Origin of the sequence: Phyllobacterium sp. UNC302MFCol5.2, from assembly GCF_000686005.1 — a bacterium.
GTDB lineage: Bacteria > Pseudomonadota > Alphaproteobacteria > Rhizobiales > Rhizobiaceae > Phyllobacterium > Phyllobacterium pellucidum.
In genome coordinates this window covers 679,461-695,927 of the sequence record NZ_JMLL01000011.1, presented here as the reverse complement: position 1 = coordinate 695,927, position 16,467 = coordinate 679,461, and the positions used below count along the sequence as shown (strand labels likewise).

Annotated in this window: 15 protein-coding genes, 1 tRNA gene and 1 pseudogene; 14 read left to right on the top strand and 3 right to left on the bottom strand. The window is 60.1% G+C overall.

Annotation, left to right across the window (positions count from 1 at the left end):
• The 4 genes and pseudogenes from BR48_RS0114665 to BR48_RS0114650 all read left to right on the top strand — a co-directional run.
• Nucleotides 1–255: pseudogene (locus BR48_RS0114665) on the top strand (homoserine dehydrogenase); the annotation flags it as partial.
• Nucleotides 256–308: 53 nt separating this feature from the next.
• Nucleotides 309–1,349 (top strand): pyruvate dehydrogenase (acetyl-transferring) E1 component subunit alpha, encoded by a 1,041-nt coding sequence (pdhA, locus tag BR48_RS0114660; protein ID WP_027232000.1) that lies wholly within the window; start codon nucleotides 309–311, stop codon nucleotides 1,347–1,349.
• Entirely contained in the window at nucleotides 1,346–2,344 is a 999-nt protein-coding gene (locus BR48_RS0114655; RefSeq protein WP_027231999.1) for an alpha-ketoacid dehydrogenase subunit beta, read from the top strand. The genes pdhA and BR48_RS0114655 overlap by 4 nt, the downstream gene beginning before the upstream one ends.
• A 2-nt stretch (nucleotides 2,345–2,346) precedes the next feature.
• Complete coding sequence (locus BR48_RS0114650) at nucleotides 2,347–3,699, top strand: acetoin dehydrogenase dihydrolipoyllysine-residue acetyltransferase subunit (protein WP_027231998.1); 1,353 nt, start codon at nucleotides 2,347–2,349, stop codon at nucleotides 3,697–3,699.
• A gap of 9 nt (nucleotides 3,700–3,708) precedes the next feature.
• Here the strand turns inward: BR48_RS0114650 and BR48_RS0114645 are convergent, their stop codons facing one another.
• Nucleotides 3,709–4,344, bottom strand: a complete 636-nt coding sequence (locus BR48_RS0114645; protein ID WP_027231997.1) for a hypothetical protein — start codon at nucleotides 4,342–4,344, stop codon at nucleotides 3,709–3,711.
• 172 nt (nucleotides 4,345–4,516) lie between these two features.
• On the opposite strand from BR48_RS0114645, the gene BR48_RS0114640 reads away from it, so the two are divergent.
• The 5 genes from BR48_RS0114640 to ptsP are packed head-to-tail and all read left to right on the top strand — an operon-like array spanning nucleotide 4,517 to nucleotide 9,227.
• Nucleotides 4,517–4,951, top strand: coding sequence for a transcriptional regulator GutM (locus BR48_RS0114640; protein WP_027231996.1), 435 nt, complete (start codon nucleotides 4,517–4,519; stop codon nucleotides 4,949–4,951).
• A gap of 41 nt (nucleotides 4,952–4,992) precedes the next feature.
• Nucleotides 4,993–5,751 carry a PTS glucitol/sorbitol transporter subunit IIC gene (locus BR48_RS0114635; RefSeq protein WP_027231995.1) on the top strand — a complete coding sequence of 253 codons (759 nt, stop codon included), beginning with the start codon at nucleotides 4,993–4,995 and terminating at the stop codon, nucleotides 5,749–5,751.
• Between the two features lie 20 nt (nucleotides 5,752–5,771).
• Nucleotides 5,772–6,803 (top strand): PTS glucitol/sorbitol transporter subunit IIB, encoded by a 1,032-nt coding sequence (locus BR48_RS0114630; RefSeq protein WP_027231994.1) that lies wholly within the window; start codon nucleotides 5,772–5,774, stop codon nucleotides 6,801–6,803.
• A gap of 30 nt (nucleotides 6,804–6,833) precedes the next feature.
• Complete coding sequence (locus BR48_RS0114625) at nucleotides 6,834–7,211, top strand: PTS glucitol/sorbitol transporter subunit IIA (RefSeq protein ID WP_027231993.1); 378 nt, start codon at nucleotides 6,834–6,836, stop codon at nucleotides 7,209–7,211.
• 45 nt (nucleotides 7,212–7,256) lie between these two features.
• Nucleotides 7,257–9,227, top strand: coding sequence for a phosphoenolpyruvate--protein phosphotransferase (ptsP, locus tag BR48_RS0114620; protein WP_027231992.1), 1,971 nt, complete (start codon nucleotides 7,257–7,259; stop codon nucleotides 9,225–9,227).
• 24 nt (nucleotides 9,228–9,251) lie between these two features.
• Here ptsP and BR48_RS0114615 read toward each other — a convergent pair whose 3' ends face one another.
• On the bottom strand, nucleotides 9,252–10,004 hold the full coding sequence (locus tag BR48_RS0114615; RefSeq protein ID WP_027231991.1) for a hypothetical protein: 753 nt from the start codon (nucleotides 10,002–10,004) through the stop codon (nucleotides 9,252–9,254).
• 328 nt (nucleotides 10,005–10,332) lie between these two features.
• On the opposite strand from BR48_RS0114615, the gene BR48_RS0114610 reads away from it, so the two are divergent.
• Together BR48_RS0114610 and BR48_RS0114605 are read left to right on the top strand one after the other, a co-directional pair.
• Complete coding sequence (locus tag BR48_RS0114610; protein ID WP_081815892.1) at nucleotides 10,333–11,274, top strand: sugar-binding transcriptional regulator; 942 nt, start codon at nucleotides 10,333–10,335, stop codon at nucleotides 11,272–11,274.
• Nucleotides 11,275–11,418: 144 nt separating this feature from the next.
• Nucleotides 11,419–11,495 (top strand) — tRNA-Ile (locus tag BR48_RS0114605).
• Between the two features lie 83 nt (nucleotides 11,496–11,578).
• On the opposite strand, the gene BR48_RS0114600 is transcribed toward BR48_RS0114605, so the two are convergent.
• Nucleotides 11,579–11,923, bottom strand: coding sequence for a DUF1344 domain-containing protein (locus BR48_RS0114600; RefSeq protein ID WP_197030359.1), 345 nt, complete (start codon nucleotides 11,921–11,923; stop codon nucleotides 11,579–11,581).
• Nucleotides 11,924–12,326: 403 nt separating this feature from the next.
• Here BR48_RS0114600 and BR48_RS0114595 point away from each other — a divergent pair, with 403 nt between their 5' ends.
• The 3 genes from BR48_RS0114595 to BR48_RS0114585 all read left to right on the top strand — a co-directional run bounded on the left by BR48_RS0114595 (nucleotide 12,327) and on the right by BR48_RS0114585 (nucleotide 16,460).
• Nucleotides 12,327–13,778 carry a DUF1254 domain-containing protein gene (locus tag BR48_RS0114595; RefSeq protein WP_245273488.1) on the top strand — a complete coding sequence of 484 codons (1,452 nt, stop codon included), beginning with the start codon at nucleotides 12,327–12,329 and terminating at the stop codon, nucleotides 13,776–13,778.
• A 73-nt stretch (nucleotides 13,779–13,851) separates the two neighbouring features.
• Nucleotides 13,852–15,354, top strand: a complete 1,503-nt coding sequence (locus BR48_RS0114590) for a DUF1254 domain-containing protein (protein ID WP_036814469.1) — start codon at nucleotides 13,852–13,854, stop codon at nucleotides 15,352–15,354.
• A 149-nt stretch (nucleotides 15,355–15,503) separates the two neighbouring features.
• Complete coding sequence (locus tag BR48_RS0114585; RefSeq protein WP_027231986.1) at nucleotides 15,504–16,460, top strand: trypsin-like peptidase domain-containing protein; 957 nt, start codon at nucleotides 15,504–15,506, stop codon at nucleotides 16,458–16,460.
• Nucleotides 16,461–16,467: the final 7 nt, after the last annotated feature.

The following is a 16,467-nucleotide window of genomic DNA, read 5'->3' as shown; positions in this document are numbered from 1 at the left end:
GCCGTTGCCAAGAAGGACATGCAGCCCGGAGAGAAGCTCGATGCCATCGGCGAATATTGCTACCGCGCCTGGATCATGACCGCGGCGGAAGCGCGCGAGGCCGGGGCAATCCCGTGCGGGCTTCTGCAGGGCGGCACCGTCACGGCACCGATCCGCAAGGGCGAACTCATCACCAGCGCCAATGCCGCGCCGGTGCCAGGCTCGAAGATCGTCGAACTGCGCGCCCGCCAGAACAAGCTCGTCTACGGCGCGTGAGTGAGAAGCAACAAGATTCGTACGCCAGCCACTATCAGACAAGGAGCGCCGAAATGGCTTCCGCCAGAAGTTCAAATGCCAAACTGAAGGACGATGGCAGCAATCTTCCGTTTGCGTTCCGGCATTATCCGCCGGAACAGCTGAAGGAGGCGCTGCGCAAGATGTACCTCATCCGCCGTTTCGAGGAGGGGGCCGAAGAATCCTATACACGCGGCCTGATCCACGGCACGATGCACCTCTCCATCGGCCAGGAAGCAAGCGCCGTCGGCATCTCGCTGCCGCTTTCCGATGACGACATGATCACCTCGACGCATCGCGGCCATGGCCACTGCATCGCCAAGGGCGCAGAAGTCTCGAAAATGTTCGCCGAGTTCTTCGGGAAGGAAACGGGCTACTGCAAGGGCCGTGGCGGCTCCATGCATATTGCCGACGTATCCAAGGGCAACCTCGGCGCCAACGGGATCGTCGGCGGCGGGATTCCGATCGCCGTCGGCGCCGCTCTTTCCGCCAAGAAGCAGAAGAACGGCAAGGTCGTCATCTCCTATTTCGGCGATGGCGCCAATAATGAGGGTGCCTTCCACGAAGCGCTCAACATGGCTGCCGTCTGGAAACTGCCTGTCGTTTTCGTCTGCGAAAACAACGGCTATGGTATGTCCACTTCAACCAAGCGTTCAACAGCGGTTGCAAATGTTGCTGACCGGGCTGTGGCCTACAACATGCCGGGCGTCATTGTCGACGGCAACAACCTTTCCGAGGTTGCCGAGGCCTCGCATGAGGCTGTCGAGCGGGCGCGCCGCGGCGAAGGCCCGACGCTGATCGAGTGCAAGACCTACCGGCATCGCGGCCATTCCAAGAGCGACCGCAACCGTTACCGCACCAAGGAGGAGATTGAGGACTGGATCACCAACCGCGATCCAATCCTGCTCTTCCAGGAACAGTTGAAGGAGTTCGGCTTCGTTACCGACGGCGAAATCGAGGCGATCCGCGCCGACGCCGAGAAGGAAATCGCTGAAGCCATCGAATTCGCCAAGAACAGTCCGTCGCCCGATTTGAACAATCTTACCCGCGACGTTTATACGGTTGATATTCAATGAACGAGATCATTCGCGAACTCAGCTATTCGCAGGCCATCCAGGAAGCCATGGCGATTGCCATGGAGGCGGATGAGCGTGTTTTCCTCATGGGCGAGGATATCGGCGTCTATGGCGGCGCCTTCCAGGTGACCGGCGATCTCGTTCATCGCTTTGGTGAAGACCGGGTCATGGATACGCCGATCTCGGAGCTTGGCGGCGCCGGCGTCGCGGTCGGCGCGGCGCTGACCGGCATGCGCCCGATCTTCGAATTCCAGTTTTCCGATTTTGCCGCGCTCGCCATGGAGCAGATCGTCAACCAGGCGGCAAAGATAAGATACATGCTCGGCGGCGCGGTTTCGGTGCCGCTGGTGATGCGGTTTCCAGCGGGTTCCGGCACCGGTGCTGCCGCGCAGCACAGCCAGAGCCTCGAGGCATGGCTTGGCCACGTTCCAGGCCTGAAAGTGATCCAGCCGGCGACGCCATACGACGCAAAGGGCATGCTGCTCGCTGCGATCGAGGATCCGGATCCGGTCATGATCTTCGAGCACAAGCTCCTGTACAAGATGAAGGGGCCGGTTCCTGAGGGTCACTATACCGTACCGATCGGCAAGGCCGCTATCGTTCGCGAAGGGACGGACCTGACCATCGTTGCCACGGCCATCATGGTGCACAAGGCACTTGAAGCTGCCGAGGCGCTGGCCAAGGAAGGCATCAACATTGAAGTAATCGACCTGCGCACCGTGCGGCCGATGGACAAGGCGACAATCATCGCCAGCGTCAAGAAGACGTCGAAGCTGATGTGCGTTTACGAGGGCGTCAAGACGCTGGGCGTAGGCGCCGAGATCAGCGCCATGATCGCCGAGAGCGAAGCCTTCGATTATCTCGATGCGCCGATCGTGCGTCTCGGTGGCGCCGAAACGCCGATTCCATACAATCCCGACCTTGAAAAAGCGACGGTGCCACAGGTCCCCGGCATCATTGCGAGCGCCCGCGATCTCGCCAAAGGGGTACGCTAGTCATGCCCGTCGAAGTGATCCTGCCCAAGGTCGACATGGATATGGAAAGCGGCCAGATTTCGCGTTGGTATGCCAAGGAAGGCGACAGCGTTTCCAAGGGCCAGCTTTTGTTCGAGATCGAAACTGACAAGGCAGCCATGGAAGTCGACGCTCCCTCAACCGGGATACTGCGTGACGTAAAGGCCGAGGAGGGCACGACCGTGCCGGTCGGGCAGGCAGTCGCCTGGATCTATGGCGAGGGTGAAGCCTACGCGGCTACCCCCGCAAAAGCCGATGCAGGCAAACCTGATACGTCTGAAAAGCCGGCAGCCGCACCCGCCCAAACCGCGCCGGTTCAGGCTGCACCGATTGCGGCGACGCCTGCTGTTGCCGAAACCAATGGCGTCCGCGCCACGCCGCTGGCGCGCCGTGTTGCCCGCGAGGCCGGGATCGACCTCGCCTCGCTCAAGGGATCGGGCCCCAAAGGCCGTATCCAGAAGAAGGATGTCGAGGCAAGTACGCTCAAATTGGATGGAGCGTCGGCCAAGGCGCCTTCACCATCGCCAGTGCCTGCACCGGCGCGGACTGCCCAGATAACGGGTGAAGCGCCGCTCAACGCGGTCTGGCTACGCGAAGGCAAGTGTGCTGGACATGCACCGGTGGTTCTCATCCATGGCTTTGGCTCCGATCTGAATAGCTGGCGGCCGATGCTTGGCGGCGGCACGCTCGACAATCCGGTCCTCGCCATCGATCTGCCGGGACATGGCGGTTCGACCCGCGCCATACCGGACGATCTCGACGGCATCGCCGATCTCGTCGAGCAGACCGTTGCTGCGTATCATTCGGGCCCCGTCATCCTCGTGGCACATTCGTTCGGCAGCGCCGTCGCAACGGAGGTCGCAGCACGCAACAATCTCGATGTGCGTGCGCTGACACTTATATCGCCTGCGGGGCTCGGACCGGAGATCAATGGCGGCTTCCTTTCCGGTTTCGTTCGGGCGCGCAGCGAGGCGAGCCTCGTCGCGTGGATGAAGCAGCTTGTCCAGGATGAAAGCCTGCTGACCAAGCCTTTCGTCAATGCCACACTGGCACAGTCGCAGGACACGGCGCTGCGTGAGGCGCAGCAGCAGGTGGCGGATCGCTTCTTTGCCGACGGAACGCAGGTGATCGACACGAGGCAAACCCTCGCCAGTCTGCTCATCCCGGTGCGTGTGATCTTCGGCGCGGCCGACCGTGTCATACCGGCAAGCCATGCAGCGGGGCTGCCGGGCGAGATTGCGGTGCATGTTTTTGCCGGCACCGGCCACATGCCGCAGCTCGAACAGCGTGAGAAGGTCATGCGCATTCTCGGCGAGGTCAGCCGGTCAGCCGGCTGATTTCGGGTCTCACTCGCTGATCGCGTGGCGATCGTTTCTTGATGCGACCATCGCGCGGCGGATAGCGCCGCGGGCGGAGGCGAGATTGGGCATCACCCAGTTGGGCTCGGCTCCAAGGAACTTGTCGAGGAAGGCGATGGCATAGCCCGGCATCTCCTCAACGTTCTCGCGATAAGACCACCAGGTGCGCAGATCGTCGGCACAATCGTCGATGCGTGCAGCGGTTCCAAATTCCTGCTCATGGATGGCCGCGATCGCACCGACGCAGAAGTTGGTATATAGAAAACCTTCGGGCCAGAACGCGATGATATCCTGCATTTCGGTTTTTGCCGCAGCGCCGCCTTGAGCCTTGGCTGACACCGATGCGGGCGCTTCGGTGATCAGTTCCTTGAGGACCAGTCCTGCAGCAAAGATAATGAAATCCTTGCGGTCGATACGCGCAAACGACTTCTGCTGCTCGACCGTCTCGATCCAGTTGAGGAAGGCGCGGGTGAGCTTGGTCTCGTCGATGCTGAACTGGTAGCCGTAGTGGTCGGCGATCAATGCGGCATTCTTGCGGAAAGCCATGCGAAACCACCGCAGCCGCCGCAGCCGATGCCGCAGATCCGGCGTGTGGACGAGTTCATCCCGAAACAGAAAATCCATGTGCTCTCACTTTCGCGACGATGCTACCACGTTGCAGGTTTTCATGCATCCCCAGCCAAGATTTTGGTGGGTGTGAAAATCATACATATTGACATTACGAAAAACAAATGTTCTATATTTTTTCGTTCGATCATGGCATATGTTGGCGGTCGGGCGTAGGGAGGTTGATTACATGGCGATGTGGCAATGGGGATTGCTGGCCCTCGGATTCTTGTGGGCGTTGCAGTCGTTAGGCGTCTGGTATCAGATGCGGCATTACACTGATGTCATGAAGGGTATCTCCTCCAAATACAATGATGGATTCGTTGGCGCCGGCAATGTGCGCGGCCGCCTTGGCAAGGGCGTGATCGTCCTCATCGTTGTCACGCGCGACCTGACGATCCAGCGCTTTCTCGTCATGAGCGGCCGTTCGGTTTTTGCGAAGTTCAAGCGGCGTGAAGAGTTCGAGGGCATCTCGCTCAGTGCGCTGCGTACAGACCCGGTAATGTCCGGCCTGGGTGATCCGGCTCTGGCCAAGGCGGCAGAGCGGGCAATTGAACAAATAGATCGGGCGAGGGCGGATCCGCCCAAGCCGGGCCTATCGGGAATCAGGACAGTCAACGCTTAAGGGACGGCCGCTTGTCGCGGTCGGTAAGGAGGAGAGGGAACATGTCAATTCTAACAATGTTGGCGCAACATGCCGACATCGCCGCGCACCACATTTCTGTGGCGGGGACGATGGTCTCGGACGCGGCGCTGCACGGCAAGCACGCCGTCGAGCATGCGGGCAACGACCTCGTCGTTCTCGCGCAGTCGACGGGCGATATCTCGGTCGAGCAGTTCAAGGACAGGCTCAAGAACGTCCAGCAGGAAGAGCAGCTTGGCTGGCTTGCCAATATCGGCAAATACTTCATCGGTATTTTCCAGAAGGGCGGCGAGGTCTTTGCCGGTTTCGTTACGGGCATCATTCCGACCCTGGTCGTGCTGATGACCGCCTTCTACGCGCTGACCGAACTCGTCGGCGAAGAACGGGTCCATGGTATCGCGCGCGGCGCGGGCAAGATTGCCCTGACCCGCTATACGGTTCTTCCGGTGCTTTCGGTCTTCTTCCTCACCAATCCGATGGCCTATACGTTCGGCTCGTTCCTCGAGGAAAAGTACAAGCCCGCATTCTACGACGCCGCGGTTTCTTACGTGCATCCGCCGCTGGGCCTCTTCCCGCATATCAATCCTGGTGAATATTTCGTCTGGGGCGGCATTCTCGTCGCGCTTCTCGAACTGGAGAAGAAGGGCGCGGTTCCCACGGGCTATCACATCAACGTTGCTATCTGGTACGCGCTTGTTGGTCTGATCGTCATCCTGCTCAAGGGCATGCTCACTGAGCGCATCACCGCCATTATGGCGCGTCGCCAGGGCATCGAGCTTTAATTCGGGGTGGGAGCAGGAAAATGTCAAAGACATACAAGGCAGTAAAGATTTCCAGGGGATCGAACGGCTGGGGCGGCCCGCTCGTTATCCAGCTGACGCCGCAACGCAACAAAGTGGTCTCGGTTACGGGTGGCGGCATTCATCCCGTTGCGCGTCGCATTGCCGAACTCACCGGTGGTGAAGCGGTCGACGGCTTCAAGGCACCGCCGGTCGAAGGCGAAATGGGCGTGGTCGTGGTCGATTGCGGCGGCACCGCCCGCTGCGGCGTCTATCCGCGCAAGCGCATCCCCACCGTCAACCTGACACCGGTCGGACAGGCAGGTCCGCTCGCCCAGTTCATCACGGAAGACATCTATGTCTCCGGTGTGAAGGAAGGCAATATCGAGCTCGCCGATGGTTCGCAGCCAGCCGCCGTTGCCGGTGCTGCCTCCACATCGGGACCGGCATCGCCGCCCACACCGGCGGAACTCGCCGCTTCGATGTCGAGCCGCACCGGTGCAAGCGAATCGAGCGAGGGTGGCCTGATCGGCTTTATCAGCACGATCGGCCGCGCCATGGGACGTGTCGTCGGCATTTTCTTCAATGCCGGTCGCCGCACCATCGATCAGGTCGTTCGCAACGTCCTGCCGTTCATGGCATTCGTCACCATGCTCATTGGTCTCATTCTCTACACGGGCATCGGTGACATTCTTGCCCAGCCCATGGGACCGCTCGCCAACAACATCATCGGTCTTCTGATCATCTCCGCCATCTGCGGCCTGCCGTTCCTCTCGCCCATTCTCGGGCCGGGCGCGGTCATTGCGCAGGTGATCGGCGTGGCGATCATCGGTCCGCAGATCGCCAATGGCACGATTTCGCCCGCCATGGCCCTGCCGGCGCTGTTTGCCTATAATACGCAGGTAGGCTGCGACTTCGTTCCCGTTGGTCTTGCCCTTGGTGAGGCCAAGCCTAAAACCATCGAAATCGGTGTGCCTGCGGTCTTGATCAGCCGTCAGATCATGGGTCCCGTCTCGGTGCTGATCGCCTGGGTTGTCAGCCTGATCGTATTCTAAGATCGACCAACAGAAGAAGAGGTTCGCCATATGTCAGTCCTATTGAAAACACGGGTAACAGCCGTTGGGCCTGAGGTGGCGGACCTCGCGGAAGGAGGCGTCGTCATTCTGTTTGCCGATGGCGCGCCGCCCGAACTCGCCGAAGTTTCGATCCTGCACAGTGTCGAGACGCCGGCCTCCGAAGAGACGCCACCCGTAGGTGCGCCCATCAAGATCGGCAATGTCTCCGCCACCATCACCGGCATCGGCGACTATGCCTGGCAGAAGGTGAAGGACATCGGGCACGTCGTTATTACATTCAACGGATCGGACCGGGTCGAGCGACCTGGCGAGATCTGTGCTTCGGAAATCGATACGGAAGAACTGGTTTCAGCCCTGACAGTCGGTACGACGATTACCATCGGGTAATTGCAAGGGCACGACCAAAAACGAGTAACAGAGAGATACGAACGAATGGAACGCTCGACAATCGTCAGAGTGCATGACGGACTGCATGCACGGCCAGCCACCCGCTTTGTCAAACTCGCAAAGAGTTTCGAGGCGGACATAGAGCTCGTCAAGGCGGAGAAATCGGTCAGCGCCAAGAGTTCGGTCAAGTTGATGCTGCTCGGCGTCAAGGAAAACGAGGAGGTGACCGTTCGTGCGACTGGCGCCGATGCCATCGAAGCGATCGAAGCCCTGATCGGCTACCTCGAAAACCCGTTGTCGGGTACGGGAGAGGAGGGCGCCGCGGCGACGCCGGTGGAGGTTGCCCCGCGCAAGCAACAGGTTGCTGCTCCCGCTCCCGTCTCCATCCAGGGCGGAATTCGCGGCGTTGCTGCCAGCGAAGGCTTTGCCATCGGTTCTGCCTTCGGCTTTTTCCCGCAGGAGATCAAGCAGGAAAACCGAATGCTGGGCCACGACGAAATTCCCGCCGAGGCGGCGCGGCTGCGGCAGGCCTTTGCCACGGTTCAGGAGCGCATGGACCGCTCGCTCGCTGCATCCAATCTTGCGGAAAGCGACCGCGGCATCATCGCCGCGCTCAAGGACATTGCCAGCGATGAAGAATTGACGGAGGCAGCCGCGGCCCTCGTCGCTGGCGGTATCGATGCCGTCTCGGCGGCGATCGGCGCGACGTCGAAGATCGCCGACGATTTTGCTGCCATGGACGATCCCTATCTCAACGCCCGCGCCGACGACGTGAATGCGGTTGGCCGTCAAATCTGCCTGGCGCTTCTCGGCCAGGATGACGCCAATCTCGAAGCAATTCCGGAGGGCGCCATTCTTATCGCCGAGGATATTGGCGCCTGGGATCTTGCGCGTGCCCCGCTCAAGCGCATTGCCGGCGTGATCTGCGGTCATGGCGGCGCGACGTCCCATGTCGCGATCATTGCCCGCGCTCATGGCATACCCGCCGTTCTTGGCCTTGGCCACGCCGTGCACGAGCTTGAAACCGTGAACACAGTCGCGCTCGACGCCAATAGTGGCCTGGTGTTTGCCAACCCCGATGAAACGACCGCCAAGCGGTTCCACGACGAGATTGCAAAGGCTGAGGCCGTGAAGCAATCATTGAAGGCCTACAAGGACATAACACCGAAGCGTGACGACGGCACTGTCATCGAGATCGCGGCCAATCTCGGCTCGCTCGAGGAAATCGAGGCCGCGCAGGAAGCGGGAGCGATGGGCGTCGGCCTCTTCCGCACCGAGCTACTGTTCATGCGCCATATCCATCTGCCGTCCGAAGACCTCCAGGCCGAAACCTATGCCACGCTCGCCAAGGCCTTCGCGCCCTATCCGGTGATCGTGCGCACGCTCGATATCGGCGGCGACAAGCCCATTTCAGGGATCGATTTTCCTGTCGAGGAGAATCCCTTCCTCGGTTGGCGCGGCATCCGCATGTGCCTCGATCGCCCGGACGTGTTCAAGCCGCAGTTGCGCGCGCTGCTCAGGGCGGCCGTCCATGGCAATATCAAGGTAATGCTGCCGATGGTTTCGGGTGTCGACGAGGTGCGCGCGACGCGCCTTCTGATTGACGAGTGCGCGGCAGAACTCAAGGCCGAAGGCAGGGACCATGCCGTTTTCGATCTCGGCATCATGGTCGAGACGCCTGCAGCCGTCCTCGTAGCGCCGATGCTGGCCAGCGAGGTTGCATTCTTTTCCATCGGCACCAATGACCTAACGCAATATATCATGGCCGCCGACCGGCTTAACCCGACGGTGGCCAAGCTCAACGACGTCACTCACCCGGCGGTCATGGCTGCGATCGCGCTTACGGCCAAGGCGGCAGTGGAGGCCGGGATCATGGTCGGCATGTGCGGCGAGGCTGCCGGGCGCGCCGATCTTATTCCGGCTTTCCTCGACATGGGCCTGACCGAGCTCAGCATGAGTCCGTCTTCGATCCAGCGTGCAAAAAAATGCGTGCTCGATCTTGGCGCGGCGGCCTGACCAACATTTTCCGTAAGTACAGGCTTACGGAAGATGCGGCATGAGAAACGCATAAAGGCTCGACAGGGCCGCTTCGGGGTTGCCATTTGCAATGGCCGCGCCAAACTTTTCCTGCCGCGCCTGCAAAGCAAGGAGGGTACTTTCGACCAGTTTTTCGTCACAGGGCTCCACTTCGACATAGGTCGCAACACCTATGGCGAGCGCGATTGCGGCAAAGCACAGATATTGCGTGCGCCGGTCGGGCTTGGCGGAAACATGCGCCGGAAAGGCAGTGGGAGCGGCGTCATATTGCGTCTGCAGTTCGACGGTCATCACGGCGCAGGCAGCGGCAATTTCGGCAAGTCCCCCCTCGCGCGCGACGAGCAGCAGATGGGCATGGCGGCGGCTCATCGTCGCGTGGACGGCGGCGAACGTCGCCTCGTGAATAAGCGGATTGTCCGAGCCCAATATGCTGAAGATACGCTTGGTCAGGTAATAGACATCGCGCCGGAACAGCGCCTCGCCCTTGCCGGCACTGGCCGGAAAATATGCATCAAGGCTGCGGGCTTCGATCGTCGCCCTGTGCGCCGCGGGATCCTGCGAGACCAGAGAAATGGAAATCGTTTCGGCCGTGGTGAAGGCCTTGTCCATGACGCGGGCGGCCTGGCCGAACAACATATCCGGCAGGTCCTGCGCATGCGGCTTCGCATCGAGGCGGCTCGACCGGATCAGGTGGCGTACGTCCCGCAACCGGTCTTTCAGGTTGACGACGATGTCGCTCGAGATATCACGAATCATGATCGCAGCCTCTGCTCGCACGTGGATAAGAGTTCCTATCCGTTTTTGATGCCTTGCTAAATGACATTCTAGCGCATAACCCCAAAATCTGTATCGATTTTTGGCAAGCACTATGCGCAGATTCAAGGTGTTATGCCGTGCTTCGGCTTAAAAAGCGGCAGCGGGGCGCTTATGTAGAGAATGCAGATTTCTGTCGCGGAAGCGGCAGGACAATCGTAGGTTAAAAGGGGGACGAGTGGCCGATCGACGCAAACGAACAAATGGTGCGCCTGCGAACCCCCAGAAGGCGCCGGTGGATTTCGGGCAGCCCGACACCAAGATCAGCCGGATGCGTATGCGCGCCGCCTGGATGTACTATATCGAGCAGATGACGCAAAACGAGATTGCCGAAATTCTCGGCGTCGGACGCGTCACCATCGTGCGCATGCTGGCCGAAGCGCGTGCCCGCAACGAAGTCAAGATCGGCATTCAAGGCTATCTTTCCGATCTGATTTCGCTGGAGCGGCAGGTCGAGAAGCAGTTTGGCCTCGAACGCGTCATCATCGCGCCGCTGTCTCATCCGGACAATGACCCGATCCCGTCGATTGCAGCAGCCACGGGCGACTATTTATCGGGCGTCGTTGCCAATGGCATGCGGGTAGGCGTCGGTTGGGGACGCACACTCCTCAACACGCTGTCCTACCTCGAAGCCAAGGCGCTCGAAGATTTCACCGTGATCTCGCTGCTCGGCGGCATCAGCCAGCCGCGCCGCTTCAACCCGGCGGAATTCGCCTGGCAGTTTGCCCAGCTTTTTCAAGGCGATGGCTATCTTATTCCGGCCCCCGCCATGGTTGACAGCATCGAAACCAAGACGGCCCTTATCGAGCGCTGCGGGCTGAGGAACGTCTTCGAGATGGCCGAGGATGTGGACCTTGTGCTCCTCAGCGTCGGCGCCATCGAAACAGCATCGAGCACGCCCTATCACATCGGCTTTCTCAACGCCGGCCACCAGGCCTCGCTCGCCGAGCGCGGCGCGGTGGGCGACTTGCTCTTTCATTTCTATAACAAGGAAGGCAAGCTCGTCGATCATCCGATCCATGATCTCGTCATGTCTGTCGGCATCGATACGGTGCAGCGGGTGCCGGTACGGGTGCTGACCTCCGGCGGCAAGGAGAAGGTGAGGGCGCTTTATGGCGCGATGGCGCTCATTCGCCCGACGGTCTTCATCACCGACGAAGAGAGTGCGCGGCGGCTCCTGATCTTGGCCGAACAGGAGACGCAGAAGCGCTGAGCTTCGGACCCCATGGCATTTTCGGGGGAATTCGGTGGTGCGCCATGGACTTAAGGTCGTTCGGGGATTGCATTGTCAATTTTTCCCGTTATTGATCGCGGTACCGAACGCCGGTATTGCCCGGCTCGTTCGTATTTTCAGGTGGGGCCTGTAGCTCAATTGGTTAGAGCCGGCGGCTCATAACCGCTTGGTTGGGGGTTCGAGTCCCTCCGGGCCCACCATTTTCTTCCGTTCAAACTCCCAGATCGACCGGTGGCCGTTGGCCTCGCGGGCCTCCGACCACCGCTCAACCCTTGTCGATTGATCAGTGCACCACCACCATCTTCGCAGCGTGGAATTCATCCGATTCACCGTTGCCGAAGGACGTATTATAGGGGTCCTGGCCCTTCCAGGTGATGCGCACCTTCTCGCCGGCGGCTATGCCGCGGAAATCGGCATTTGCCGGCAACTGGTACTTTGTACCCGTCGTCAGCTGCACCGTCCTGGATTGCGGACTGACCCATTCGATCGTCCCTGTCGTGCTGAACATATCGGGGCTGTGCATGGCCCTAACCGATTTTACCGTGGAGGTGTAGGTGCGTTGTCCCTGAGCTGAGGCTAGGCCTGTTGTCAATGCCAGCGCAGAGATTACCAGAAGCAATTTCTTCATCATTTATCTCCTCCTGATCTATGCCGGACGAGACCGAGAAGAGCCGTTGCCAATTGTTCAAGACAAGGACCCGTTCCGTCCCGTCCCCATACCGGCACCCCGTGCCGGTTAGAGGACGTTACGCCATAAAACGTCATGAAAACAATGAATTACGTGTAATGTTGTTCAACTTCTCTTGAGAAAAATATGACCAAAGTTCACGGTCCGATGAGGCTGTCTGCCGGAGCGTGCATGCGGGGAGAAAATGCGCTTTTGCAGCATTTTGTTACTGTTACGTACTTTGGTTATCGTTGGGGATCGTTAGGTTCGGCATGTTATCTGCGCCGGTTTCGGCGCAGACAGGAAACGTTGGAAGAAGGGTAGCAAGATGCAGGTTTCAACCAGGTCTATTTCATTACGCACTTTGATTTTAGCTTCATCGATTGCAGTCTTTCCGGTCTCCTCCTTCGCCCAGGCGCCGGCTGTTCCGGAGATCAGCCAGGAAATCCCCAAGGGCCCGATATCCGGCACAACCCTTCCGAAAGCCTATGTGCGGGACATGGCGCGCATCGCCTATCTCTGGGGCTGGCCGATGGTCAACATGCACAATCGCCAGATGGTATTTTCCAAAGTGCCGGAGAATGGCCTGGGCGATGGCATCCTGCCTGTCGGACCGATCGGCCGCGTGACCATGCTGACCGATTACATTAAGCCCGAGGAACGCGGCGTCGCCACGCCCAACCAGGACGTCGTCTACGGCTTCGGTATCTTTGCGCTTGAAAAGGAACCGATCGTCTTTCAGGTGCCGGATTTCGGCGACCGCTTCTGGGTCTACCAGCTCGGAAACCAACGCACCGACACGATCGGCGGCATGGGCAAGCTTTATGGCAGCAAGCCCGGCTTCTACATGATCGTCGGGCCGGAATGGAAAGGCGACGTGCCTTCAGGAATTTCCGGCGTCTTCCGCTCGCCGACGAATCTCGCCTACATCATTCCGCGCGCGTTTCTCGATGACACCCAGGAAGATCGTGCCGCGATCCAACCCCTCATCAGCCAGATCATGACCTATCCGCTCAGCGAATTCGACGGCAAGATGAAGACCAAGGACTGGAGCAAGATACCGGTGCTTGCCGATCCTGCCGGCGGCAAGGCGGGAGCCGGCGGCGAGACCCAGTGGGTCAAGCCCGAGCTCTTCTTCGAGGAGTTGCCGCTGATCCTCAAGGAAGTGCCGCCGCAGCCGGGCGAAGAGGCGCTTTACGCCTGGTTCGGTTCGCTGCTCGAGGCCGCGTCGAAGAATCCGGAGGTGGCAGCCACGCTGAAGGAAACGGCGATCGAGACCGAAAAGGAATTGATGAAGCAGATCCACAGCTATTCCTATGCCGGCGTTCCGGTTGGCAATGACTGGGTCGCGCCGATGAACGGCGCCGAGTTCGGCACCGACTACTTCAGCCGCGCTGCGGCTGCCAAGGCCAATATCTTCGTCAATCCCCGGCGCGAATCCGCCTATTTCGGCCAGGAATACGATTCGCAGAAGAAACGTCTCAACGGCGAGCATGCCTACACCGTTACCTTCCCTAAGGGGAAGCTCCCGCCCGTTGACGGGTTCTGGTCGCTGACGCTCTACGATGCCGAGCACTTCTTCGCACCCAACGAGATCAACCGCTTCTCGCTCGGCACCAAGAACAAGGATCTCGTCTATGGCGAAGACGGTTCGCTGACGATCTATGTCCAGCACGGCAAGCCAGCGGGTGACAAGGCCGCCAATTGGTTGCCGGCGCCGAAGGGCGATTTCGAACTGTTTATCCGCGCCTATTCGCCGAAGGCCGAAATCATGGACAATAGCTGGTCGCCGCCACCGGTGCTCAAGGCAAAATGAATTTGAAGACAGGACCAAGATTACAACATCGCCGGGCAAGAACGTATTGCACGGCATAATTTGAGGTACGACCATGGTTTCAAAACAGGGCCTACATTTAATATCCCGCCGCAACCTCATGCTCGGCAGCGGCGCGCTCGCGGCGCTGCAGGCGCTGCCGCAATCGGCGGAAGCAGAGGTTGTTTCCCCCCTCGTCGAACAGCTCGATCACGGCGCCTGGCCGAGTGACGCAACGGTCAAGAAGCTCTACGAGGATCTGCTCACGCAGCGTGCCATCCAGTCCTATATGCTCACTTTGCCGACACTCAACGTGATCGGCATGCGCGATGGTTCGGAGGCGACGTTCGGCAAGGGTTATAACGTGCTGCCGATCTGGAAGGATCGCATGAACGCCAAGACGCTGGTGCCGACGCCGAACTGCGATGTCGTCTATTCGATGAGCTATCTCAACCTGAAGGAGACGGGTCCGCTCGTCGTCTATGCGCCGCCCAACGTCATCGGCATGTTCACGGATTTCTTCCAGCGCACCTTGACCGATGTCGGTGCGGCGGGACCGGACAAGGCCGGGGGCGGGCTCTATCTGCTCCTGCCGCCCGATTACAACGACCAGGTTCCGGGGGGCTATTTCGCCTTCCGTTCGCGAACGTACAATGTGTTCTTGTTCTTCCGCACGGTGCTTGCGCCTGGCCCTGATGGTCCGGACACGACCGTCGCGGTGGCGACGGCCGAGAGAACTCGGGTCTACCCGCTCTACAGTCTCGAGCGCAACCGTCCGCGCATGGAGTTTCCGAATGCGTCGCCGGTACGCGTCAACATGATGTATCCGACCGATTTCGCCTATTGGGAAAAACTGAAGGCCTTTATCGATTACGAGCCGGCCGAAAGCCTCGATCCGGTGACGCGCGGTATGCTCGCAAGCATCGGCATCATCAAGGGCCAGCCCTTCGCGCCGGATGCACGGCGCAAGGAAATATTGACAAATGCGGTCGAGACCGCGGCGCGCACGATTTTCGCGCTGCGCATCACGCCCGAAGGGCTCCCCAATGCGCCCTACTACTCGGACCGGCACTATGTGAATGGCTGGGGCGGCGTTGATGACGCCTTCTTCGGGTCGAGCTATCAATCGCTCGATAGCCGTGCCGCCTATTTCCAGGCAGCCTATTCCTCGGCGCCCGCCATGGTGGCGGATATTGTTGGGCTCGGCTCGAAATATCCGATCGCGTTCCGCGACGCGAAGGGCGAGCTTTTGGAGGGTAGCCGCAGTTATCGCCTGCGGTTGCCGCCGAAGATCCCGGCGCATCTCTATTGGGCGGTGACAGTCTATAACCCGCATGATGGTACCATGCCTGAAACGAGCCAGGCCTTTCCATCGCGCAACCAGTTCGACAAGGTGGAGACCAATCCCGATGGGTCGGTCGAACTCTATCTTGGACCGACGAAACCGGCGCAGGCGCCGGAACGCAACTGGATCCAGACCCTGGAAAAGCGTGCGTTTCTTGTCGCCGTGCGGCTCTACGGAACAGACCAGACGTTCTACGACCAGACGTGGAAGCCTGACGATCTGGTTCCATTGTAAGGCGGGCGAGCCGCGCGGATATCCAAACCTTGAACGTTCCGTGCGGCCTATCCATTTATTGGATTACAACGATGCCTTGACGGGTCCATCCGATGCGATGGATCCGCTGGCGGCAGGGGCGATGGTCGCCGCTGCTCGAGGATCCAATGATGGGTTACATAGACAAGGACATTGCGCCCGTCGATGACGGCGCGCTGACGGATGCATATTCACAATCGATAGCGCGGGCGGTCGATATCGTCGGGCCTGCAGTCAATCGCATCGAGCGTATAGGCGGTCGCGCTGGCCATGGTTCGGGCTTTGCCATTTCGCCCGACGGGCTAATCATCACCAATAATCACGTCGTCGGCGATACTGGGCACGTTCGTATCACGCGGCCGGACGGGTTCGTTACCGAGGGCACCGTGCTCGGCAGCGACGTCGACACGGATATCGCGCTGATTCGGGCCAATACGAGCGGCGAAGCCTGGGCGCGCCTTGGCAATTCGAAGCTGCTGCGCCGGGGCCATATTGCGATTGCCATCGGCAATCCGCTCGGCTTCGAATGGACGGTGACGGCCGGCATTGTATCGGCGCTGGGCCGGTCGATGCGAGCCGCGAGCGGCAGGCTGATGGATGACGTCATCCAGACGGATGCTGCGCTCAATCCGGGCAATTCCGGTGGGCCGCTGGTTTCATCACAAGGTGAAGTGATCGGGGTGAATACGGCGGTCATTCAGGGCGCGCAGAGCATTGCCTTTGCCGTCGCCTCGAATACCGCAAACTTCGTGGTGTCGGAGATACTTCGCTACGGACGCGTCAGGCGCGCCTATATCGGCATCGCCGGCGATACGATCGAACTTCCGCGTAGGATTGCGCTTGAAGCGGGGACGAGCCTCGCAACGTCGGTGCGCATCCGGCGCATCGAGCCTGCAGGGCCCGCCGAACTCGGTGGCCTCAAGGAAGGCGATTTCGTTCTCGCGATCGACGGCAAGCCTGTCGGCGGCGTCGATGACATCGTCCGCCTGATGCACAGCGAGACGATCGGCAGAGAGACCGAGGTTCTGATCTTTAACGTCGCGGGCCGCTTGGAAAAGCGCACTCTGGTACCGCTTGCCCGGCCGTAACGGCGGC

Bases quoted from the DNA above. Each gene is read 5' to 3' on its own strand.
- pdhA (WP_027232000.1), top strand. From the start codon at position 309: ATGGCTTCCGCCAGAAGTTCAAATGCCAAACTGAAGGACGATGGCAGC.
- ptsP (WP_027231992.1), top strand. From the start codon at position 7,257: ATGGAACGCTCGACAATCGTCAGAGTGCATGACGGACTGCATGCACGG.
- BR48_RS0114610 (WP_081815892.1), top strand. From the start codon at position 10,333: ATGCGTATGCGCGCCGCCTGGATGTACTATATCGAGCAGATGACGCAA.
- BR48_RS0114650 (WP_027231998.1), top strand. From the start codon at position 2,347: ATGCCCGTCGAAGTGATCCTGCCCAAGGTCGACATGGATATGGAAAGC.
- BR48_RS0114585 (WP_027231986.1), top strand. From the start codon at position 15,504: ATGGGTTACATAGACAAGGACATTGCGCCCGTCGATGACGGCGCGCTG.
- BR48_RS0114600 (WP_197030359.1), bottom strand. From the start codon at position 11,923: ATGAAGAAATTGCTTCTGGTAATCTCTGCGCTGGCATTGACAACAGGC.
- BR48_RS0114655 (WP_027231999.1), top strand. From the start codon at position 1,346: ATGAACGAGATCATTCGCGAACTCAGCTATTCGCAGGCCATCCAGGAA.
- BR48_RS0114590 (WP_036814469.1), top strand. From the start codon at position 13,852: ATGGTTTCAAAACAGGGCCTACATTTAATATCCCGCCGCAACCTCATG.
- BR48_RS0114635 (WP_027231995.1), top strand. From the start codon at position 4,993: ATGTCAATTCTAACAATGTTGGCGCAACATGCCGACATCGCCGCGCAC.
- BR48_RS0114640 (WP_027231996.1), top strand. From the start codon at position 4,517: ATGGCGATGTGGCAATGGGGATTGCTGGCCCTCGGATTCTTGTGGGCG.
- BR48_RS0114645 (WP_027231997.1), bottom strand. From the start codon at position 4,344: ATGGATTTTCTGTTTCGGGATGAACTCGTCCACACGCCGGATCTGCGG.
- BR48_RS0114630 (WP_027231994.1), top strand. From the start codon at position 5,772: ATGTCAAAGACATACAAGGCAGTAAAGATTTCCAGGGGATCGAACGGC.
- BR48_RS0114615 (WP_027231991.1), bottom strand. From the start codon at position 10,004: ATGATTCGTGATATCTCGAGCGACATCGTCGTCAACCTGAAAGACCGG.
- BR48_RS0114625 (WP_027231993.1), top strand. From the start codon at position 6,834: ATGTCAGTCCTATTGAAAACACGGGTAACAGCCGTTGGGCCTGAGGTG.